We start from the raw sequence: 20,801 nt of genomic DNA on the forward strand, positions 1-20,801 counted from the left end.
AAGCCGCCCGGGCCACCCGCACCGTCTCCACCGGGACCTCCCCCGGCTCCCGCGGCTGCATCGACATCGACACCCTCCCCATACGACAACGTCGGCTCCCCAGACCACAACAAGGTCTGGGGAACCGACGTCACGCGAAGGCCGGGATTAACCAACAGCGTCCCGTACGGGCTCCGGCCCCTGAGTCACATCAGTCGAGCCCTGCCAGCCGCTGCACGGCCGGTGCGACGAACCGCTCCATCCACTCGGAGGTGCCGCCCAGGCGCGGGGCCAGGATCACGGTGTCGACGCCCAGCTTCGTGTAGCCCTCGATGTCCCGGCTGAAGGCGTCCAGGTCACCGGTGGTGGCGTGCTCCCCGGTGTACAGGACGGTCTTGCGGATGGCGTCGTGGTCGCGGCCGACGGTGTCGCAGTGGCCGCGCAGGACGTCCAGCTTGTGCCGGAGTTCCTCCGGCGAGGCGGGGATCAGGTTGCAGGCGTCCGCGTAGCGCGCGACCAGCCGCAGTGTCTTCTTCTCTCCCCCGCCGCCGATCATGATCTCCGGGTGCGGGGCGCTCACCGGCGCCGGCACGCACCGCGTCTCGGCGAGCCGGTAGTGGCGGCCCTCGAAGGGACCGTCGTTTTCCGGGTCCCACATCTGCAGGCAGATCCGCAGGGTCTCCTCCAGCCGCTCGAACCGCTCCGCGAGCGGCGGGTAGGGCACGCCGAGCCCGTGGTGCTCGCGGTCGTACCAGGCCGCCCCGATCCCCAGCGTGGCCCGGCCCCCGGAGAGCACGTCCAGCGTGGTGGCGATCTTGGCGAGCAGTCCGGGGTGGCGGTACGTCACTCCGGTCACCAGCGCGCCGAGCCGCACCGTCGAGGTGCGACCGGCAAGGTAACCGAGGGTCGTGTACGCCTCCAGCATAGGGTCCTCGGCGCCGCCGTTGAACTCCATCTGGAAGTAGTGGTCCATGACCGAGAGCCAGCTGACGCCCGCCGCCTCGGCCGCGGCTCCGGCGGCGGCCAGTTCGGCGCCGAGCGCGGGCGCTCCCCCGGAGTGATCGAAGCGATTGATGTGCACGCCCACCCGCATGTGCTTCTCCGTTCGCCCGGACCGGCGTCGGCGGATCCGACGTCGAGTGGAGACGCTAGGCCTTCGAGCGCTCTCCAAGTCAACCCCGCGAAGTGGTCCGGGAAGAGGGGGACGGCGACCGGGCCACCCGCCGAACGGCGGGCAGGTTCCGCCGTACGGCGGCCTCCGCACCGTGAGCGGCGCGCCGATGATGACCGAACGAGCCGCAGCACCCCCCGTGTGAGGAGAAGCCATGACGTCGGCCCCGCCCCCGTTCGACCCGGAACTCGCCGCCGCCCTGGAGATGATCAAGGATGTGATCTCTCCCGGGCTCACCCCGGAGGAGATCGACGCCGTCCGTCAGGGCCCCGGGACGCGCGTCGCTCTGTTGATCACCGGGGGTTAAGGCCACCGCACACGACGGGGGTGCGGGTTGTGAGCACCGGCCGCGCGGCCGGCCGTGCGCGGACCGGTCAGCTCGTCGCGCCGACCGCCTCGCGGATCAGGTCGGCGACCTCCTTCGGCTGCGAGACGGCGACCGCGTGCGAGGCGCCCTCCAGCTCGACGACGGTCGCGCCCGCGCGCTTGGCACCGAAACGCTCGACCTCCGGGTTGATCGCCTCGTCGGCGCCGGCGATCAGCGCCCAGGAGGGCTTGGTCCTCCAGGCGGCCGCGGCGGCGGTCTCCTCGAACGCGGCGGCGGCGAGCGGACGCTGCGCCGCGGCGAGGATCTTGGTGACGCCCGCGGGCACGTCGGCTGCGAAGACGGACGGGAAGGCGTCCTCGGCGATGGTGACCTCGACGGCCGGGTCACCGCCCGCCACCGGGTACGTCCACTCCTTGAGGTTGCTGACCAGCGGGGAGAGTGGGAACCGGCCCTGCAGCTCGCCGAGGCTCTCGCCCTCCTCAAGGACGTAGGCGGCGACGTAGACCAGCCCGACGACGTTCTCGGTGGTGCCGGCCACGGTGATCAGGGCGCCACCGTAGGAGTGGCCGACCAGGACGACGGGGCCGTCGATCTGCGCGGCGACGGAGGCGATGTAGGCGGCGTCGGAGGCGAGGCCGCGCAGCGGGTTGGGCGGGGCTATGACGGGGATGCCGTGGCCCTGCAGTTCGGCGATGACGCCGGACCAGCTGCCGGCGTCGGCGAAGGCACCGTGGACGAGGACGACGGTGGGCGTGGAGGTGGTCATGGCGGATGTCTCCCGGGAGGTTCAGGCGGTGTGCAGGGCGGCGCGCAGGGTCTCCTGGGCCAGCGTGATGGCGAACGCGGCCGCGTGCGTCTCGCGCAGGGCGTTGAGCATCACGAAGTCGTGGATGATGCCCTGGACACGGACCGCGGTGACCGGGACACCGGCCGCGCGGAGCTTGTTCGCGTAGGCCTCGCCCTCGTCGCGCAGCACGTCGGCCTCGGCCGTGACGACCAGGGCCGGGGGCAGGCCGGTGAGCTGTTCGGTGGTGGCGCGCAGCGGGGAGGCGGTGATCTCGGCGCGCTCGGCCGGGTCGGTCGTGTACTGGTCCCAGAACCACTGCATGCCGTCGCGGCGCAGGAAGTAGCCCTCCGCGAACTGGTGGTAGGAGCCGGTGTCGAAGCTCGCGTCCGTGACCGGGTAGAACAGCACCTGCTGGACCAGCGGGACGTCGCCGCGCTCCTTGGCCATCAGGGTCAGGGCGGCGGTCATGTTGCCGCCGACGGAGTCACCGGCCACGGCGAGCCGCGAGCCGTCCAGGGCCTTGGACCCGCCCTCCTGGACGACCCACCGGGCGACCGCGTAGTTCTGCTCGACGGCGACCGGGTAGCGGGCCTCGGGCGAGAGGTCGTACTCGGGGAAGACGACGGCGGCGTCCGCGCCGACGGCGAGTTCGCGCACCAGGCGGTCGTGGGTGTGGGCGTTGCCGAAGACCCAGCCGGCCCCGTGGATGTAGAGGATCACCGGCAGGGGGCCCTCGGTGCCGGCGGGCCTGACGATGCGGGCCCGGACGCTGCCGGTGGGACCGCCGGAGACGGTGATCCATTCCTCGTCGACGGCGGGCTTGTCGATGTCGCCGGACTGCACCTCGTCGACCGCCTTGCGCCCTTCCGCGGGGGGCAGGTCGAAGAGGTAGGGCGGGTTCGCGGTCGCCTGGGCGAAGGCGGCCGCCGCGGGCTCCAGTACCGGAGTGACCGGCTCGACGGAGTCGGACATGGGCTTCTCCTGGTGTTTCCGGTGGTGCGGTGATGTCGATACGCACGTAACGCTAATACCGGCGGACGGCCGTACATTGCCCGGTAGTGCACTGACACTGTTCTCACAGCGCACGGAATTCCGGGGATCTGTCAGTGCACTTTGAGAACGCATTCGGTGCACTCACCGTACACACGGGACCGGCGGCCCGGCTTAGCGTGACACCGAACAATTCGATTTCGGGAGGGGTTTCCCACGGTGTCATCCATGCCGGTCGGCGGTTTGGTCCCGCGAGCCACCGACAACGCCGCGGAACTCGTGGTCCGCAATGCGCGGATCCACACACAGGACCCGCGCCGCCCGCACGCGACCGCGCTCGCCGTGACCGACGGGATCGTCACGGCCGTGGGCGACGACGCGGACGTGGCCAGCCGCGTCGGGGCGGCCACGCGGGTGGTGGACGCGCTCGGCCGGCGGGTGGTGCCGGGCCTCAACGACGCCCATCTGCACGTGATCCGTGGCGGCCTCAACTACGTGCTCGAACTGCGCTGGGACGGTGTGCCGACGCTGCGCCAGGGCCTGGCGATGCTGCGCGAGCAGGCCGCGCGCACCCCGAAGGGGCAGTGGGTGCGGGTGGTGGGCGGCTGGTCGGCGGAGCAGTTCGCCGAGCGGCGGCTGCCGACGGTCGCCGAGTTGAACGCCGCCGCGCCGGACACCCCCGTGTTCGTGCTGCACCTGTACCAGGCGGCCGTGCTCAACCGGGCGGCGCTCAAGGCGGCCGGGTTCGGCAGGGACACGCCCGACCCGAAGGGCGGGCAGATCGTGCGCGGCCGGGACGGGGAGCCGACGGGCATGCTGCTGGCGGCCCCCAGCGCCCTCGTCCTCTATGCGACGCTGGCCAAGGCGCCGGTGCTCCAGGGCGAGGACAGGAAGACCTCGACCCGGCATTTCCTGCGGGAACTCAACCGGTTCGGACTGACGTCGGCGATCGACGCGGCCGGCGGATTCCAGAATTTCCCCGACAATTACCGGACGATCGTGGAACTGGCCGGGGAGGGCCGGCTTTCGCTGCGGATCGCCTATCATCTCTTTCCGCAGACACCGGGCCAGGAGATCGCCGACCTGACCCGCTGGATCGAGATGGCCCGCCCCGAGGACGGGGACGCCTGGCTACGGCTGAACGGCGCGGGTGAGAACCTGACCTGGGCGGCGGCGGATTTCGAGAATTTCAGCCAGCCGCGCCCGGAACTCGCGCCCGGTTACGAGGCGGAGTTCGAGAAGGCGGTCCGGCTGCTCATGGAGAACGGCTGGGGCTTCCGGCTGCACGCCACCTACGACGAGACCATCCGCCGCGACCTGACGGTGTTCGAGAAACTCGCCGCGGACGGGCTGTTCCCGGCCGGGAACCGCTGGCTGTTCGACCACGCGGAGACCGTCTCCCCGGACAGCCTCGACCGTATCGCCGCGCTCGGCGGGGCGCTGTCCGTGCAGAACCGGCTGTCGTTCCAGGGCGAGGCCTTCGCCCGCCGGTACGGCACCGGCGCCGCCGCGGACGCCCCGCCGATCGGGGACATGCTGGCGCGCGGGCTGACGGTGGGCGCCGGCACGGACGCCACCCGGGTCTCCAGCTACAACCCGTGGGTCGCCCTGCACTGGCTGGTCAGCGGCCGCACCGTCGGCGACCTGGCACTGCGCGCCCCGCGGCACCGTCTCGACCGGGAGACCGCACTGGCCCTGTTCACCCGGTCCGGGGCCGCGCTGACCGGTGAGGAGGACGTCAAGGGCGTGCTGCGCCCGGGGTGTCACGCGGACCTCGCGATCCTTTCCGAGGACTTCCTCACCGTGGCCGAACCGGTGATCCCGCACATCGAGTCGCTGCTGACGGTCACCGGCGGCCGGATCGTGTACGCGGCCGCCGAGTACGAGGGCCTCGACGAGGAGCTGCCCCCTGTCAGTCCCGCCTGGAGCCCGGTGGCGCACTTCGGCGGCTACCAGGCAGCGCCCGGCGCCGGACTGCCGGGCGTCCGGCAGGCCGAGTCCCTGGCGGAGGCCGTCGCCGAGGCGGATCTGCACCGGCAGTGGCGGGTCCGCCGCGGCTCCCTCGCACCGACGGCGGGCACCTCCTTCGATCCCTGCTTCTCCCTCTGACTTTCTGACTCCCTCCCGACCCCTCCCCTGCCGACACATCACCACTCGAGGAAAGGCACACACATGATCGACATCGCCGAGGTCACCGCGGCTCCCAGCCCGGACCTGCTGACCCCCGACAACTGCGCGGTGCTGTTCGTGGACCACCAGCCGCAGATGTTCTTCGGCACCGGAAGCGGCGACCGCACCGCCATCATCAACTCCACCGTGGGCCTGGCCAAGGCCGCCAAGGTGTTCGACGTACCGGTGGTGCTGAGCACCGTGGCCGCCGAGTCCTTCTCCGGCCCGATCCTGCCGCAGCTCGCGGCGGTGTTCCCGGAGCAGAAGATCATCGACCGCAGCACGATGAACGCCTGGGAGGACATCGCCTTCGTCGAGGCGGTCAAGGCGACCGGCCGCGAGAAGCTGGTCATCGCCGGTCTGTGGACCGAGGTGTGCGTCGTCCTGCCGACGCTGTCCGCGCTGGCCCAGGGCTACGAGGTGTACGTCGTCACCGACGCGTCCGGCGGTGTCAGCCCGCAGGCCCACGAGCACGCCGTGCAGCGCATGGCGCAGGCCGGTGCCGTGCCCGTGACCTGGGTGCAGGTACTGCTGGAGCTCCAGCGGGACTGGGCGCGGACCGACACGTACGTCCCGGTCACGGAGGTCGTCAAGGAGCACGGCGGCGCCTACGGCATGGGCATCGTCTACGCGCAGGCCGTCATCGGCGCCCACGCGGCCGGCTGACCGGGGCGCGGGCGACACGATGGACACCGGACTGTTGGTCCTGAGGCTGGTGGCGGGTCTCCTCATCGCCGGTCACGGAGTGCAGAAGGTCAGTTTCCGGCTGGGGGGCGGCGGTCTGGCGGGCGGGACGGAGGAGTTCCGGCACGACGGCTTCCGCGGCGGCCGGCTCACCGCGCTCGCCGCGGGCGGCAGCCAGGTCGGCGCCGGCGTGTTCCTGGCGGCCGGACTCCTCACTCCCATGGCGGCCATGGCCGCCATGGGAGTCATGACGGTCGCCTCCACCGTCAAGTGGCGCAACGGCCTGTGGGTGCAGAACGACGGCTACGAGTACCCGCTGGTCCTCGTCGTCGTCTCGGCGGTCCTGGCACTCACCGGTCCCGGCCGCTGGTCGGCCGACCAGGTGCTGGGCCTGGCCGGCCCGCCGTGGTGGACCGGTGCGGCGGCGGTCGTGACCGGCCCGGCCGCCGGGCTGCTCACCCGGATGGTGCTGCGCCGTCCGGCCCCGTCGCCGGGGGGAGCGCCGTATGCGCCGGCTGCTGACTGACGCGGCCCGGACCCTGGTGCCGCCGAGCGGCGACCGGCACGGTCCGCTGCCGCCGCTGATGCTGGCCCTGACCGTGGTCACGGGGCTGGTCGACGCGGTGAGCTATCTGGCGCTCGGGCACGTCTTCGTCGCCAACATGACGGGGAACGTGGTCTTCCTCGGCTTCGCCCTGGCGGGCGCGGCCGGTCTGTCGGCGCTCGCCTCGGCCGTGTCGCTGGCGGCGTTCCTGCTGGGGGCGCTCGTCGGCGGCCGTCTCGGGACCCGGTTCGCCGCCCACCGCGGGCATCTGCTGCGGACGGCCACCGCGGTGCAGACGGCGCTGGTCGCCGTCGCCGTGGCGGTCGCCGCGGCCACCGACGGCCATGTCACCACCGGCGTCCGCTACGCCCTGATCGTGTCGCTGGGTCTCGCCATGGGCGTGCAGAACGCGGCCGCCCGCCGCCTGGGGGTGCCGGATCTCACCACCACCGTGCTGACGCTGACCCTGACGGGGCTGGCCGCCGACTCCTCCCCGGCGGGCGGCGCGGCGCCCCGGCCCGGCCGCCGGGTGCTGTCCGTGCTGGCCATGTTCGCCGGGGCGCTCACGGGTGCCGTACTCATCGCACACGCCCACCTGGTGGTGACCCTGGGCCTGGCGCTCGTGCTGCTCGCGGGCACCTCGCTGACCACGCACCGACTCTCCACCTCCGGCGCCGTGTGGGCCGGGAACCAGGCGGGGTGAGCCCGGCCCGCGGCCGCGGCGGGCGGGCTTCGGACCTCAGCCGGCCGGGTCCGCCCGGCCGAACAGGACGGCGTAGCCGGCGGGGAGCCGGCTGACGAACCGGTCGAGTTCGCCGCCGGTGACGGAGTCGGCGACGGTCGTCAGGACCGCGCCGGCGTCCCACTGCGCGGTGCGCGGCCGGGCACCGGTGCGGTCCGCCACCCGCCGGTAGAACTCCTCGATCCCGAACTCCTCCGGCTGCCGTCGTCCGGGTCCGGTCAGCGCCCGCCCGAGCGGGTCGGGCATCCGGGACGCCAGGTCCTCGGCCTGCCCGGCGTCGATCCGCTGCCCCAGGACCTCGAGGACGTCCTCGGTGATCTTCTGGGCCTCGTCCGTGCTCCGGTACTCGCCGCGCTCGCGGACCCGGGCGATGAACTCGTCGCAGTCCATGGCCACCTCACTTCGGTCGGGTGTGTTTCGGTGGTCTGATCCAGCCCAGTGAGCGCTCCACGGCGCGCTGCCAGTTGTCGTACTCCAGCTCCCGCCGCTCGGGATCCATGTCCGGCAGCCATTGGGCGGCCCGGTGCCAGTTGCGGCGCAGGACTTCCAGATCCGGCCAGTAACCGGCGGCGAGCCCCGCGGCGTAGGCGGCGCCGAGGGAGACCGTCTCGGCGACCATGGGCCGTACCACGGGTACGTCGAGCACGTCGGCCACGAACTGCATGAGCAGGTTGTCCGCCGTCATGCCGCCGTCCACCTTCAGCTCGTTCAGCGCCAGCGAGGAGTCGGCGTTCATGGCGTCGACGACCTCGCGGGTCTGCCAGCCGGTGGCCTCCAGAACGGCCCGGGCCAGGTGTCCCTTGGTGATGTACGACGTGAGGCCGACGATGACACCGCGTGCGTCGCTGCGCCAGCGGGGCGCGAAGAGACCGGAGAAGGCGGGGACGATGTAGCAGCCGCCGTTGTCCTCGACCGTCCGGGCGAGGGTCTCGATCTCCGGCGCGGTGCTGATCAGTCCCAGACGGTCACGGAACCACTGGACCAGCGAACCGGTGACGGCTATCGAACCCTCCAGGGCGTAGGCCGGCCGCTGGTCGCCGATCTTGTAGGCGACGGTCGTCAGGAGCCCGTGCCGGGACCGTACGACGTCGGCGCCGGTGTTGAGCAGCAGGAAGCTGCCCGTTCCGTAGGTGCACTTCGCCTCGCCCGGGGAGAAGCAGGTCTGTCCGAACAGGGCGGCCTGCTGGTCACCGAGGGCGGCGGTGATGCGGACCCCGGGCAGGACCGCGCGGGCCTGACCGTAGACCTCGGCGGAGGACCGTATCTCGGGCAGCATGGGACGGGGTATGCCGAAGCACGCCAGCAGTTCCTCGTCCCAGGTGAGCGAGCGGATGTTCATCAGCATGGTGCGGCTGGCGTTGGTGGCGTCGGTGATGTGCAGTCCGCCGTCCGTTCCGCCGGTGAGGTTCCAGATCAGCCAGCTCTCCATCGTGCCGAACAGCACCTCGCCGTCCCGGGCGCGCCGGCGGAGTCCGTCGACCTGGTCGAGCAGCCAGCGGACGCGGAGCGCCGAGAAGTAGGTCGAGGGGGGCAGGCCGCAGCGCTCGAGGAAGAACTCCTCGCCCGGGTCGCGCCTCAGTTCCTCGACGAGCGGCGCCGTGCGGGTGTCCTGCCAGACGATCGCCCTGCCCAACGGTTCCCCCGTCCGCCGGTCCCAGAGCACCGTCGTCTCCCGCTGGTTGGTGACACCGACGGCGGCGACCTCCGAGACGCCGATGTGAGCGCCGGACAGGGCCTCGGGCATGATGCGCTCCAGATTGCGCCAGATCTCGACCGCGTCGTGCTCGACCCATCCGGGCCGGGGGAAGTGCTGCCGGTGCTCCCGCTGGGCGACGGACACCAGCCGCCCGTGATGGTCGAACAGAATGCACCGGGTGGAGTTGGTGCCCTGATCGACGGACATCACATACCGTTCAACCATGATCGGCTCTGCCCTTCCGATGTGTCGCGGGGCGGGGACCGCCGGCGCCGCTACCAGCGAGCCGCTCCGAGGTCTCTGGAGATCGCCCGTGCCGCCTCCCGCAGCAGGGTGATCAGGTTCGGCCGGGGCCGGCCCCGGCCGTCACAGATCCGCTCGACCGGGCCGGACACTCCGACGGCACCCACCACGAGTCCGCCGTGTCCTCGGATCGGCGCGGCGATGCCGGCTTCGCCCACGCTCATCTCCTCGACCTCGGCGGCCCACCCGACCTCCCTGACCTCGGCGAGGGCCCGGGTCAGCTGCTCCGGCACCACCAGGGTGTGCCGGGTGTACGCCTCGAGGCCGGACTCCAGGGCGGGCTCCAGGGGAGCGGTCCCGAAGGCCAGCAGCACCTTGCCGAGGGAGGAGGCGTGCAGCGGCAGCAGCGAGCCCACGTCCAGGGTCTGGAGCGTGTCGTCGGGCCGGAACACATGGTGGACGACGAGGACCTTGCCCTCCAGCGGGGTGCCCAGGCGGACCGCTTCCCCGCTGCGGGCGGCCAGGGCGTCGGCCCAGTTGATGGAGCGCGACCGCAGCTCGTTGACATCGAGGTAGCTGGTGCCCAGATGCAGCAGGGCGGCCCCGAGCTGGTACTTTCCGGTCGCCGCGTCCTGCTCGACGAAGTCCACGTGCTGGAGGGTGCGCAGTATGCCGTGGGTGGTGCCCTTCGCCAGCCCGAGCGAGGCCGCCACCTCACCGAGCCCGAGTCGGCGAGGCCCGCCGGCTAGCAGGCGCAGGATCGCCGCCGCCCGTTCGATGGACTGGACCGGGCCGGTCATGAGCTGAGCCTATTACCGTCGCGGTCGGTCCGCTTTTCGAGCAGGTGGACGCCCCGTGGCCGCCCACCCGCCGGCGTTCGGCAATGCCGACCGCCGTTCATTGACCTGCTTCGTCCGGATACCTAGGTTGCTATGAGGCCCGGCTCCGTGCGCTGCGGCCCAGCGCCCGGCCGATCGCGCCCACCGGAGGAGAGACGACGATGTCGGTACAGCTCGAGCTCGGCCCGATGCTCCGGGGCGCAGTGGAACACGTGTGTCCGCTGCAGCCCGTCACCGGGGCCGTTCCCGCCGTGCGCCGGCGCGTCGCGGCCGTGCTCGCCGGCTGGAAGGTGTCCCGGGAGATCGTCGAGGACTCGCTCCTGGTGGTGTCGGAGCTGCTCACCAACGCGCTCGTGCACGCCCTGCCGCCCGCCGAGCTGCGGTTGTCCTGGGCCCGGGAGGCGGGGGCGGGCACGCTACGGGTCGAGGTCACCGATGCGGGGCCGGCGCGGGAGGCCGGACAGCCGCCGGCCGGTGTGGACCCGGACGAGCACGGCCGGGGCGAGCAGATCGTCCATGCGCTGGCGACCCGGCACGGCATGCGCGTCCACTCCGGCGGCGTGACCCGGTGGGCGGATCTCGTCGCGCCGTGATAACCCGCTTCCGGGCAGGTCAGGCCTGCTCCGGCAGGGGCTGCCGGACGGGGTTGCGCAACCGCTCGCAGGCGTACCGCTCGGGGCAGCACCGCTCGGAGTCGCGCTCCGCGGGGACCGTGGCGCGGGGGACGCCGGGGAGCGCGGTGACGGCCGCCGCGGTGCCCGGCGACTCGGAGGCGGTCGGTATGCGCAGCAGGAGCAGCGCCGCGTCGTCGTGCAGCCGGCCGCCCACATGGGCCAGCAGTTCGTCATGGAGGGCGGCGAGGGTGCGGGCCGGTTCGTCGGACACATGGCGCGCCAGTCCCTCGGCGAGCGGGTAGAACGTGCGGCCGTGGTCGCGGGCCTCGGTGACCCCGTCGGTGTACAGCAGCAGCTGGTCCCCGTCGGCGAAGGGCAGTGATTTCAGTCCGGGTGCCTCGCCCGAGAGGGCGCGCAGCCCGAGGGGCGGCGCCGGACGGTCCGGCTCCACCGTCTCCACGCCGCCGGACGCCCGCACCAGCAGGGGTGGCGCGTGCCCGCAGTTGACCACCTCGAGCCGCCCGGCCGAGGGGTATCCGGCGACGACGGCGGTGACGAAGTCGTCGTCCCCGAGGTTGCGCGCCAGGCTCCGCTCGATCCTGCCGACGACGGCGAGGAGGTCGGGTTCATCGTAGGCGGCCTCCCGGAAGACACCGAGCACCAGGGCGGCGGTGCCCACGGCGGGCAGCCCCTTGCCGCGCACGTCACCGACGATCAGCCGGACTCCGTACGGGGTGGGCAGCAGGGCGTACAGATCCCCGCCGATACGGGCCTCCGCCGCGGCGGCACTGTAACGGACGGCCACCTGGAAGGGGCCGACCATCGCGGGCACCGGCCTGAGCAGGGCGTGCTGAGCGGCCTCCGCGACCGAACGGACGGCCGCGAGCACCCGTTCGCGCCGCCCGCGCATCGCGCTGGTGAGCCCGCTCGCCAGGGTGACGGCCGTCAGGGCGGCCAGGACCGCCGCCAGTTCGTGACCGGGAACACCGTGCCAGACGCCCAGGGTCGCGCTCGGCACCGCGGCGAGGAGTCCGACGCTCAGGACTCCGCGCGGCCCGTTGGTGGTGGCGGCCAGCGCGGGCCCGGCGGCGAGCAGCGGCAGCCAGATCCGCCCCGCTCCCCCGGCGAGGTCCACGAGGACGACCAGGCAGACGATCAGTGCGGGCAGTACGGGGGTGCCGGCGGCCAGCCGCGCGGCGGCGCGTCTGCGGACGGAGGCTCCGGGGCCGGCCGCTCGCCTTCTGGACACGGGACCGGCCGCTCGCCTCCTGAACAGTCGTGTCGGCCGGTGGTCGCCGCCATGGTCTCGCGCCTGACTCATGTGTAGTCCGCAGTCCTCTGTCTCTAAGCCGGGGAGGTACTTCCCATAAGTCCGTTTAATCCAGGAAACGGGTTCGGTCCTCGGCGCGACAAGGAGCGGATTTTCAGATAGTGAGCGACAGGCCCCTGGTGACACGGCTCGCCGTCGGCAGCAGCCGGGCGCGGATCTCCCCCAGCCGGGAGACCCGGTCCGCCGGCAGGGAGACACCGAGCGAGCCGAGCGTGTTCCCGCTGTAGACCGGCACGGCCACGCACACCGTGCCGAGGGAGTACTCCTCGAGGTCGGTGACGGCCGGGGCCACGGGCGAGGTGTCGAGCTGCCGGAGCAGTTCGGGGGCGCTGGTGATGGTGCGCGGTGTCAGGTCGGCGAGATGGTGGCGGGAGAGGTAGTCCCGGCGGGCCTCGTCGTCGAGCTCCCGCAGCACGGACTTGCCCAGCGCGGTGGCGTGCCCCGCGTCCTCGAACCCCACCCAGAGGTCGACCCGGGGCGCCCGGGGACCGTCGACGATCTCCGCGACGCGGATCTCGCCCTCCTCGTAGAAGGTCAGGTAGGCGGCGGTCGCGAGCTCGTCCCGCAGCGCGGCGAGCGTGGGCCGGACCCGGCTGAGCAGTGCCTGTCCGCCGCCTCTGACGTGCAGCGTCTGCAGCTTGTCGCCCAGTACGAACCCGCCGTCGTCGAGCTTTCGCACGTAGCCGTCGTACACGAGGGTGCGCAGCAGGTGATAGGCGGTGGCGAGCGGGAGTCCCGTCTCCCGGGCCAGCTGCTTGGCCGGCGCGCCGTTCGCGTGCGCGCTCACCGCTTCCAGCAGACGGAAGGCACGTTGCACGGAGCCGATCAGGGTGGGGCCGTCTTGAGCAGCCATACGACCAGCCTGCGCCGGGCCCCCGCCCCAGGCAAGGGCTGCACGCCCGGGGCCGCCGGCCGTGGGGCACCACCGCCGCCGTGCACTTCGGCGGTACGGACGTGCTGGAGTACTCCCCGGCCGGAGTGTTCGGCTCTACCCGAGCTTCCGCAGCACCTCGGCGACGGTGGCCCGGTACGTCCGCAGCGCCTGCAGCCCTGCGGCGTAGCGGTCACGGTGCCTGGAGATGTCCACGGCCTGTTCCCGCGCCCGGACGGCGTGCCAGAGCTCGGCCGTACGGTGGCGGCGCTTGCAGGCGACGTCCGCGGTGGCGGTGGCCCGCTCCCGCGGCGTATGCCGGGTGTTGCCGTCACTGCCCCGCTGCCAAGCGGTGTCCGTGTACGCCGCCACGGGGTCGGGGTAGCGCTTGAACCCCTGCTCCGCCACACAGCGGGACCACACATCCCACGCCGCACGCAGGCGCGGGTCGCGCTTGACGGCCTTGTCGATCTCGATCCCCCGTGTACTTGCGTAGACCCAGTCCCGCTTGACGTCGATGCCGCGCATCAGCCGCCGGCTCGACTCCGCGCTGCAGGCGGGGAAGTCCGCGAACTCGGCGTCGGTCATGCGGCGGCCCTTCGGCCGCAGAGCCAGGGACTTCGCCGGGTCCCAGCCGTAGCCCCAGCGGCGGGCGGCGTCGAGGTCAAGGGCACCGTAGTCGGTGCCGACCGCGGTGGCGACGATGGGATCGCTGGGGTAGCGGGGGTCGAGCGGGAAGTCCGGGTGGCCGTGCTCCGCCATGCACTGCCGGACCAGCAACGCCGACACCCGCTGCGATCGCTGGTAGTCCTGGGGCGTGAAGTCGTAGCGGTCGGCCGGGAGGGGGCCGAGATCCGACGCCGTACGGACGGTCTCCGGGCGTCCTGGACCGGAGACGCAGAGTGCCACCAGCACCACCACGACACCCAGTCGCCACCCCCGCATCGTCATGCCCAGGGATGGTAGCGAACAGAGCGCAAGGGCCCGACCATGGCCCCGCCAACCGGACCGTTCTCGCCAGGACTTCGAGCGACAGAAGGCTCGGGACCGTCGCGGGGCGTGACGTCCGGCGTACGGGGAACACGCAGCAGCCCGTAGCCATGAGGACGAAGGAGGAGAACATGGTCCAGCCGCCCATCCCCGTCCCACCGGAACCCGCCCCGGCCCCGCCGGTCCCGGGCCGTCCCGATCCGGCGCCCGGCCCACCGCTGCCGAAGCCGGTGCCCGAGCCGCCGCCCGGCCCCTCGCCGACCCCGCCTCCCGAGCCGACGCCGCCTGAGCCCGCACCGGAGCCGGCTCCGGCGGGGGCGAGGCAAGGTCACTGAGGCGTCGGCGACAGGTCGGCGGCCTCGCAGCGCAGGCGGGCGCCCTGGCGCAGGAGTTCCTGCTGGACGATCCGGTGGGGCACCTCGCGGGGGCGCCGGCCGAGGCGTACGGCGAGCGCGGCGCAGACGCCCGCGGCCTGGCCGGTCGCCATGGCGATGGGCATCACCCGGTACGAGGAGTGCGCCACATGGGTGCCGGAGATGCAGCGGCCGGCGACCAGCAGCCGTTCGACGCCGCGCGGCAGCAGGGCGCGCAGCGGGATGTCGTAGAAACGCCCTCGTGGCACGCGCTTCAGGACGGTTCCGGTGCCCTCCGGGTTGTGGATGTCGATCGGGTAGGCGCCGTGCGCGACGACGTCCGGGAAGGCGCGGGCCCGCAGGATGTCGTCTCCGGTGAGCTGGTAGTCACCGAGGACGCGGCGGGTCTCCCGTACGCCGATCTGGGTGCCGCTCTGCACCGCGTAGGCGTCCTCGAAGCCCGGGACCCGGGTGCGCAGGAAGCGGTCGATCTCGGTCATCTGGCGGCGGGCGGTGTACTCGGCCCGGGTCAGGTCCCAGACGTCGATGCCGAGCGCCCCGGTGACCCGGGTGCTGTTCACGGCGATCTCGTGCGGATGGGGCGTGCCGAAGAACAGGACGTCCTCGCGGGGCAGGTGCAGTTCGCCGGCCGCCGCGGCCTCCTCGACCAGGTCCCACAGCCCGTGCACTCCGCGCCACTGGTCGGGATGGGAGCGCACGTACTCGGTGAACCGCGGCTGGGCGAAGTCCACGACGCGGAACATCAGCGTCATCGGCTGTACGAGCCCGTCCTCGGGGCGGCCGACCTCGCAGGGCGCCCCGCCGGCGGCGGCCACGTCCCCGTCGCCGGTCGCGTCGACCACGACCCCGGCGTCGATCACCACCGGCCCCGACTTCGTCTCGAACACCACCCGCCAGCCGTCGTCCAGGGGCAGTGCGGTGGAGGCGAAGGCGTGCAGCAGCAGGCGGACACCCGCCCCGTCGAGCAGATCGAGGAGCACGGATTTGTACACCTCCGGGTCGAACGGGACGGTGTAGCCGGTCTCCAGCGAGGGCGGGACGCAGCCGCCGCGTTCGGTGAGCCGGTCCAGCAGCCGCCGCAGGAAGCCGGCGACCACCGCCTCGCCCTCGCCGTGGTCACCGGGCAGCAGCCGCTCGCCCTGCTCCCACGGGTCGGCGAACACGGCCTGCTTGTGCTCGTTGTGGAAGGACATCAACGGCATCACGAGGGCCACGGTGGCGTTGCCGCCGAGGAAGCCGTAGCGCTCCACCAGGACCACGTCCGCGCCGGCGTCGGCGGCCGCGTACGCCGCCGCGGTGCCGGCCGGGCCGCCGCCGACCACCAGGACGTCGGTCCGCCCGCCGTGCCGGGCCGGGCGCGGCGGGAGGGTGACGGTCCGCAGGCGGGGCGGTTCTTCCAGAACTGGCATCTGTCCCCCGCTACGCGCCATCGGTCCGCGCCGGCGCCGCCCCCGTGGCGAACAGGCACAGATCGGCTTCGCGGTTCCGTGCGGCGCCCAGCGGGCCGCCGTCGAGTGAGTCGAGGAGGTCGCCGCAGCGGACACAGGTCCGGCCGGCCAGGGCGCGCAGCCCGGCCACCCGGGCGCCCAGGTCCGCGTGCCGCTCGGGGAACTCGTCCCACAGCCGGTCCACCTCGGCGAGCAGCAGTCCCGCCTGTTCCCGGGCCACGCCGACCAGTGCCGGCGCGCCGGTGCGGCGGGCGAAGTCGAAGACCTTGCCGGCGTACGGCAGCGGCAGGTAGGGCAGGCCGGTGACCGCTGCGAAGATCACGAGGTGCAGACGCATGCCGACCACCAGGTCGAGGTGGCGCATGAAGCCCAGCACCTGGCCCGGGCTGTAGGAGTTGTGCAGGATCCGGCCCAGGTCCGGGGCGCTCATCCGGGACAGGACGCCGTGCGCGTGGTGGACGTCCTGGCGTTCCATCGGTACGAAGACGACGTGCGCGTCCAGGCGCCGGGTCAGGAAGTCCGCCACGTCGGCGAGGAGGGCGTGGTAGCTCGCCTCGTCGAGGTTCTCCGCGGCCCGGCCCGGCTCCCGCACGGACATCCCGACCAGACGTCCGCCGACGGGGAGTCCCTCCTGGCGCATCATCCGCTCGGTGAAGGGTTCCGCCGGCAGCAGCAGCGCCGGGTCGGCGGTGACGGTGAGCTCCCGCTCGACGCCGACCTCCTCGAGGACCAGCCGGGACTCCTCGTCGCGGACCACGACGTCGTCCATCGCGGGCAGCACGGTGCGCACCGCCTCCCGGTCCTCCGGCTCGCGCAGCGGGCCCGCGCCGACGGCGTAGGCGAAGGTGCGCACTCCGCGGTCCTGGGCCGCCCGGACCAGCCGCAGATAGCGCCGCGCCTCCCCGTCGTACAGGATTCCGCCGCCACCGAGCACCAGCAGGTCCAGGCTCGCCAGGGCGTCGAGCACGGGTTTCTGCGGGACGCCCTCCCAGGGCACCACCTCGTCGGCGTGCGCCTGGTGGAGCCGGGTGTGGTCGGCGTGTCGGCTGAAGACGACGAGGCGGGCGTGGGGCCGGTGCGCGCGCAGGCAGGCGAGGACGCAACTCAGGATCGCCTCGTCGCCGATGTTGCACCCGCCGTACGAACCGAGCAGGCCGATCCGCAGATGCGACGGAGACGGACGCTGGGTCTGGGTCATCCGGAACTCCTTGTCGGGGGAGGTGGCGCGCCGCACGGCGGCGGGTCCGTCTCCGGGAAGGGCTCCGTACGCAGATCCGTACGTAGCAACAAGTATGGGCGGTCGGGCCCCGCCCCGCCTCAGGACCGCGGCCCGCCGCCCAGCGACGTGTGGTGGTGCCGCCCCGGGGAACTCGGTGCCGGCCCGGTGACAAGGGCGGACAGGTCGACAGCAGGGAGGTGCCATGACGACGGACACCGTGCGGTACGAGGGCGAGGGTGAGGAGCCCCTGGGGGGCTATGCCCTGCTCGCCGGCACGTTCACGGCGGGTGTCGCCGTGTTCGCCGCGGTCGCGCGCCGCCGCGGTGTACGGCTGCCGCGGACGGTGCCGCCCTGGGACGTCGCCCTCATGGGCGCCGCCGCGTACAAGGGCTCCAGGCTGCTGACGAGGGACAAGGTCACCGGTTTCGTGCGGGCACCGTTCACCCGCCGCGAGTCCGAGGACGAGGCGAGCGAGGTCACGGACACGCCCCGCGGCCACGGGGTGCGGCGAGCCGTCGGCGAGCTGGTGTCCTGCCCGTTCTGCACCTCGGCCTGGCTGGCCGGCGTTCTGGTGTGCGCCTACGCTTCGGCGCCCCGGGCCACCCGCCTGGTCTGCGGCGGGCTGGGCGCGCTCACGGTGGCGGACTGGCTGCAGTACGCCTGGACCTGGACGCAGCAGGCGACCGAGGAGTGACCGAGGAGAGAGCACGATGAGCGACCACACCCCCTCCCAGGCCGAGGGCGAAGCGGAAGAGCCGGACACCACCACGAGCGCCGCCGACTCCCCGGAGCACCCGACGCCGTCGCAGGCGGAGGGCGACCGGGACGACACGGACGTGCCCGAGGACCCCGAGGGCACCGGCTCCTGAAACCCGTCGGCATCGCGTGCCAGGGCCCCGGGCTGCTCGCCCGGGGCCCTGGCACGTCGAGGGGCGCTCAGCCCACGTACCGCCGGGCGGGTGAGTCGCGGCGGGCGCGTTGCAGCTGCGTCAGCCGCCGCTCGAGTTCCGGCGGGACCGGGTCGCGCTGCCGCAGCACCCAGGGCAGCCCGGCCGCCGCGTGGGCGAAGGCGCGGGCGGAGGCGGCGTCCCGGGGGACGGTGGCCAGCAGGTGGGCGGTGCGGCGCAGCGCGGGACCGAGCGGGCGGCGCAGCCAGGTGAACCACAGCGTGTTGCGCAGCCCGAGGACCCGGCGGGCCGTGCTGTCCCGCAGTACGGACGCCTCGTGGTGGACCGTCAGTTCCTCGGCGTAGCTCAGCCACCAGCCCTGCCGCTGCAGGTCGGTGGCCAGCAGTTCCTCCTCGCCGCCCAGCCAGAGGCCGGGGTGGAAGCCGCCCGCGGTGCGGAAGGCGTCGGTGCGCAGCACGGTGGCCGCCGCGAGGAAGGAGCCCAGCGGCGGCCCCGGCAGCCACTCGGGTCCGGTCAGCGGGGAATCCCGCAGCTCACGTACCACGGGGTCCTCCGTGCCGCCGGGCTCCACGAGGATGCGGGCCGTGACGCCCGCGAGTCGCGGCCGTGCGTCGAGGATGTCCGCGGCGCGCCGCAGGCTGCCCGGCTCCCACCAGGAGTCGTCGTCGCAGAAGGCGATGTAAGGGGTGCGCACCCCGCGTACCGCGAGGTTGCGGCCGACGGCGCCCAGGTTGCGGCCCGGAGTCAGCAGCCGCACCTCGGGGAAGTCGCGGCGGACCGCCTCGGCCGTGCCGTCGCGGGAGCCGTTGTCGGTGACGGTCACCGCAGGCCGCTCGGGCAGCTCACGCAACAGCCGGAGGGTGCGCAGGAGTTCGGCGCGCCGGTTGTGGGTGATCACCACGACGGTGGTGCGGTCGTCGCGTTCGGTGGTGCGTGCGTTCATCATGCCGGTGTGCTTTCCCGGGTCGTGGCGGGCGTGGGGCCGTCGAGCAGCCGGGCCGCCCGCTCCACGTGCGGGGGCAGCCTGCGGCGCCGGGCGAGGGCGGCCGGAAGGCGGGTGAGCACTCCGCGCAGGGCCGGGCGGGCGGCGGGCCGGCCGGTGAGGGCGGCGGCGGCCAGGCGGGCGCTGGCCCTGAGGGCGACCGGGACCGGGCGGCGCAGCCACAGGGTGAGGATCTCGTTGCGGAGCTGGAGGTGGCCGCGGTCGGTGCGGTGGGAGGGCTCGGGGTGGTGGCGGGCGGTCAGGGAGGGCTCGTAGGCGACACCCCAGCCGCCGGCCGCGAGGTCGTAGGCGAGCAGGGTCTCCTCGCCGCCGAAGAAGAGCACCGGGTGGTATCCACCCGCGGCGAGGAAGGCGTCCCGGCGCACCACGCAGGCGCAGCCGAGGAAGCCGAGGACCGGACGGCCCGGCAGGTCTGTCTCGCGTGGCAGCGGGGAGGCGGCGAGCACGTCGTTGAGCGGGTCCTCGGTGCCGTCGGCGCCGACGAGGGTGCGGGCGGCCAGCAGGCCGAGGCGGGGGTGGGCGTCCAGCACGTCGGCGGCCCGGCCGAGGCTTCCCGGCTCCCACCAGGAGTCGTCGTCGCTGAAGGCGACGTAGGGCGTGCGGGCGTGCCGTGCGGCGAGGTTGCGGCCGAGGGCGCCGGTGTTCCGGCCGGGCCTGAGGACCCGGACGGCCGCCGGGTGGCGGCGTATCGCCGTCAGGGTGGTGTCGTCGATGCCGTTGTCGACGACGATGACGGGCGGCTGTTCGGGCAGCGCTGCCAGGGCGTCGAGGGTGCGCAGCACGCTGGCGCGGCGGGTGATCACGGCGACGGTGACCCGGCCGTCCGGGGCGGCGGTGCGGGCGGGTGCCGGGTCAGGGGCGGGCCGAGGGGACTGGGGGCACACGGTCGTCGTCTCCCTTCCTGGTCGGGGCGCTCGGCGGGCCGGATCGCAGCAGGGCCAGGACGGCGCCGGTCGCCTCGTCGGCCGTGATCCGCAGCAGCTGGGGGTCGGGGGCGGTGCCGTGCGGGTCGCCGGGCGGGCCGGGATGCCACAGGGCGCGGTGGTGCGGGGAGGGCGGCGGGCCCCACAGATGGGGCGGCACCGGGCCGAAGAGGGTGACGGACGGCGTGCCGTGCGCCACCGCGAGGTGGGCGGGGCCGGTGTCCCCGCTGACGACCAGCGCGGCGTGGGCGATGAGCGCCGACAGGGCGCCGAAGGGCAGCCCGCCGCGCAGTACGTCCCGGGCGGGCAGGGCGGCGCGGGCGGCGACGTCCAGCACCAGGCCGTCCTCCTTCGGGCCGCCGGTGAGGACGACCCGGTGACCTGCGCAACGCAGCCGTCGCACGGTCTCGGCGTAGCGCTCGGCCGGCCAGCGGCGGGCGGCGGCCTCCGCACCGGGGTGCACGACGACCGCGCCGGGTGCCGGGGAGGGCGCGTCCGGCGCGGGCAGGCGTACGTCGTCGGGGTCGGCGGGGATGCCGTACGCCCGCAGGAAGCGGCACCACCGCTCGCGCTCGTGCTCGTCGGGGCGCCAGTCGGCGGGGCGGCGGGGCGCCGGGTCCGGGTGGGCGAAGGCGAGCAGGCGCCCGGGGCGGAGCGCGGCGAGGGCGTCGCGGCTCTCGGGCCCGTTGCCGTGCAGGTCGATCGCGAGGTCCGGGGGCGGTCCCGGCCAGTGCTCCAGGGAGGGCACGCCGCGCTCCGGCGCCTCTGCGGGCAGCACCCCGTCGACGGTCCCGGTGGCCAGGGCGGCCTCGGTGAGCGCGGGGGGCAGCGCCAGGACGATGTGGTGCCCGGGGTGGGCCCGGCGGATGCCGCGCAGTGCGGGCACCCCGGCGAGGAGGTCGCCGAGGCCCAGCGCGCGCAGCACCAGCAGGCGGGGTGCGGCGGTCAC

At 73.6% G+C, this 20,801-nt stretch carries 21 protein-coding genes and 1 pseudogene; 8 read left to right on the forward strand and 14 right to left on the reverse strand.

Annotated features, from left to right (window positions below; all coding sequences use genetic code 11):
- Positions 1-190 precede the first annotated feature (190 nt).
- A complete protein-coding gene (locus ACFY0F_RS05315; RefSeq protein WP_388789233.1) occupies positions 191-1,072 on the reverse strand; it encodes an LLM class F420-dependent oxidoreductase in 882 nt (293 codons plus the stop codon).
- Between the two features lie 232 nt (positions 1,073-1,304).
- Between ACFY0F_RS05315 and ACFY0F_RS05320 the strand changes: the two are divergent.
- A pseudogene (locus ACFY0F_RS05320) lies at positions 1,305-1,433 on the forward strand (alpha/beta hydrolase); the annotation flags it as partial.
- A gap of 91 nt (positions 1,434-1,524) precedes the next feature.
- Here the strand turns inward: ACFY0F_RS05320 and ACFY0F_RS05325 are convergent.
- Complete coding sequence (locus tag ACFY0F_RS05325) at positions 1,525-2,244, reverse strand: alpha/beta fold hydrolase (RefSeq protein ID WP_388789236.1); 720 nt, start codon at positions 2,242-2,244, stop codon at positions 1,525-1,527.
- Positions 2,245-2,265: 21 nt separating this feature from the next.
- The gene (locus ACFY0F_RS05330) at positions 2,266-3,237 is read right to left on the reverse strand and encodes an alpha/beta hydrolase (protein WP_388789239.1); all 972 of its coding nucleotides are present in this window, start codon (positions 3,235-3,237) and stop codon (positions 2,266-2,268) included.
- Positions 3,238-3,483: 246 nt separating this feature from the next.
- Here ACFY0F_RS05330 and ACFY0F_RS05335 point away from each other — a divergent pair, with 246 nt between their 5' ends.
- The 4 genes from ACFY0F_RS05335 (at position 3,484) to ACFY0F_RS05350 (ending at position 7,355) form a co-directional block, all read left to right on the forward strand.
- Positions 3,484-5,364: an amidohydrolase gene (locus ACFY0F_RS05335; protein WP_388789242.1), complete on the forward strand. Its 1,881-nt coding sequence runs from the start codon at positions 3,484-3,486 to the stop codon at positions 5,362-5,364.
- Between the two features lie 63 nt (positions 5,365-5,427).
- Complete coding sequence (locus tag ACFY0F_RS05340; RefSeq protein ID WP_388789245.1) at positions 5,428-6,090, forward strand: hydrolase; 663 nt, start codon at positions 5,428-5,430, stop codon at positions 6,088-6,090.
- Between the two features lie 19 nt (positions 6,091-6,109).
- Positions 6,110-6,634: a DoxX family protein gene (locus ACFY0F_RS05345; RefSeq protein WP_388789248.1), complete on the forward strand. Its 525-nt coding sequence runs from the start codon at positions 6,110-6,112 to the stop codon at positions 6,632-6,634.
- Positions 6,615-7,355, forward strand: a complete 741-nt coding sequence (locus ACFY0F_RS05350) for a YoaK family protein (RefSeq protein ID WP_388789251.1) — start codon at positions 6,615-6,617, stop codon at positions 7,353-7,355. Before ACFY0F_RS05345 ends, ACFY0F_RS05350 begins: the two co-directional genes overlap by 20 nt.
- A gap of 36 nt (positions 7,356-7,391) precedes the next feature.
- On the opposite strand, the gene ACFY0F_RS05355 is transcribed toward ACFY0F_RS05350, so the two are convergent.
- The 3 genes from ACFY0F_RS05355 to ACFY0F_RS05365 are packed head-to-tail and all read right to left on the reverse strand — an operon-like array spanning position 7,392 to position 10,133.
- Positions 7,392-7,784, reverse strand: a complete 393-nt coding sequence (locus ACFY0F_RS05355) for a DUF2267 domain-containing protein (RefSeq protein WP_388789254.1) — start codon at positions 7,782-7,784, stop codon at positions 7,392-7,394.
- Between the two features lie 7 nt (positions 7,785-7,791).
- Positions 7,792-9,315, reverse strand: coding sequence for a glycerol kinase GlpK (glpK, locus tag ACFY0F_RS05360; protein WP_388789257.1), 1,524 nt, complete (start codon positions 9,313-9,315; stop codon positions 7,792-7,794).
- A gap of 50 nt (positions 9,316-9,365) precedes the next feature.
- Positions 9,366-10,133, reverse strand: a complete 768-nt coding sequence (locus ACFY0F_RS05365; RefSeq protein WP_388789261.1) for an IclR family transcriptional regulator — start codon at positions 10,131-10,133, stop codon at positions 9,366-9,368.
- 200 nt (positions 10,134-10,333) lie between these two features.
- Here ACFY0F_RS05365 and ACFY0F_RS05370 point away from each other — a divergent pair, with 200 nt between their 5' ends.
- Positions 10,334-10,765 carry an ATP-binding protein gene (locus ACFY0F_RS05370; RefSeq protein ID WP_388789264.1) on the forward strand — a complete coding sequence of 144 codons (432 nt, stop codon included), beginning with the start codon at positions 10,334-10,336 and terminating at the stop codon, positions 10,763-10,765.
- 19 nt (positions 10,766-10,784) lie between these two features.
- Here ACFY0F_RS05370 and ACFY0F_RS05375 read toward each other — a convergent pair whose 3' ends face one another.
- From ACFY0F_RS05375 to ACFY0F_RS05395, 5 genes are all read right to left on the reverse strand, one after another.
- On the reverse strand, positions 10,785-12,107 hold the full coding sequence (locus ACFY0F_RS05375) for a PP2C family protein-serine/threonine phosphatase (RefSeq protein WP_388789267.1): 1,323 nt from the start codon (positions 12,105-12,107) through the stop codon (positions 10,785-10,787).
- A gap of 103 nt (positions 12,108-12,210) precedes the next feature.
- Complete coding sequence (locus tag ACFY0F_RS05380; protein ID WP_388789270.1) at positions 12,211-12,969, reverse strand: IclR family transcriptional regulator; 759 nt, start codon at positions 12,967-12,969, stop codon at positions 12,211-12,213.
- Between the two features lie 135 nt (positions 12,970-13,104).
- Positions 13,105-13,938, reverse strand: a complete 834-nt coding sequence (locus ACFY0F_RS05385) for a hypothetical protein (RefSeq protein WP_388789273.1) — start codon at positions 13,936-13,938, stop codon at positions 13,105-13,107.
- 367 nt (positions 13,939-14,305) lie between these two features.
- On the reverse strand, positions 14,306-15,760 hold the full coding sequence (locus tag ACFY0F_RS05390; RefSeq protein ID WP_388789275.1) for an FAD-dependent oxidoreductase: 1,455 nt from the start codon (positions 15,758-15,760) through the stop codon (positions 14,306-14,308).
- 10 nt (positions 15,761-15,770) lie between these two features.
- Positions 15,771-16,997, reverse strand: a complete 1,227-nt coding sequence (locus ACFY0F_RS05395) for a polysaccharide pyruvyl transferase family protein (RefSeq protein WP_388789278.1) — start codon at positions 16,995-16,997, stop codon at positions 15,771-15,773.
- A gap of 223 nt (positions 16,998-17,220) precedes the next feature.
- Between ACFY0F_RS05395 and ACFY0F_RS05400 the strand changes: the two genes are divergently transcribed.
- Entirely contained in the window at positions 17,221-17,712 is a 492-nt protein-coding gene (locus ACFY0F_RS05400) for a DUF1360 domain-containing protein (protein WP_388789281.1), read from the forward strand.
- A 16-nt stretch (positions 17,713-17,728) separates the two neighbouring features.
- A complete protein-coding gene (locus ACFY0F_RS05405) occupies positions 17,729-17,887 on the forward strand; it encodes a hypothetical protein (RefSeq protein WP_388789283.1) in 159 nt (52 codons plus the stop codon).
- A 67-nt stretch (positions 17,888-17,954) separates the two neighbouring features.
- Here ACFY0F_RS05405 and ACFY0F_RS05410 read toward each other — a convergent pair whose 3' ends face one another.
- From ACFY0F_RS05410 to ACFY0F_RS05420, 3 genes are read right to left on the reverse strand one after another with little or no spacing between them, the layout of a single operon-like run.
- Positions 17,955-18,872: a glycosyltransferase family 2 protein gene (locus tag ACFY0F_RS05410; RefSeq protein WP_388789286.1), complete on the reverse strand. Its 918-nt coding sequence runs from the start codon at positions 18,870-18,872 to the stop codon at positions 17,955-17,957.
- Positions 18,869-19,813 carry a glycosyltransferase family 2 protein gene (locus ACFY0F_RS05415; RefSeq protein WP_388789289.1) on the reverse strand — a complete coding sequence of 315 codons (945 nt, stop codon included), beginning with the start codon at positions 19,811-19,813 and terminating at the stop codon, positions 18,869-18,871. Before ACFY0F_RS05415 ends, ACFY0F_RS05410 begins: the two co-directional genes overlap by 4 nt.
- Positions 19,782-20,801 (reverse strand): glycosyltransferase family 9 protein, encoded by a 1,020-nt coding sequence (locus ACFY0F_RS05420; RefSeq protein ID WP_388789291.1) that lies wholly within the window; start codon positions 20,799-20,801, stop codon positions 19,782-19,784. Before ACFY0F_RS05420 ends, ACFY0F_RS05415 begins: the two co-directional genes overlap by 32 nt.

The organism is Streptomyces sp. NPDC001544, from assembly GCF_042894285.1.
GTDB lineage: Bacteria > Actinomycetota > Actinomycetes > Streptomycetales > Streptomycetaceae > Streptomyces.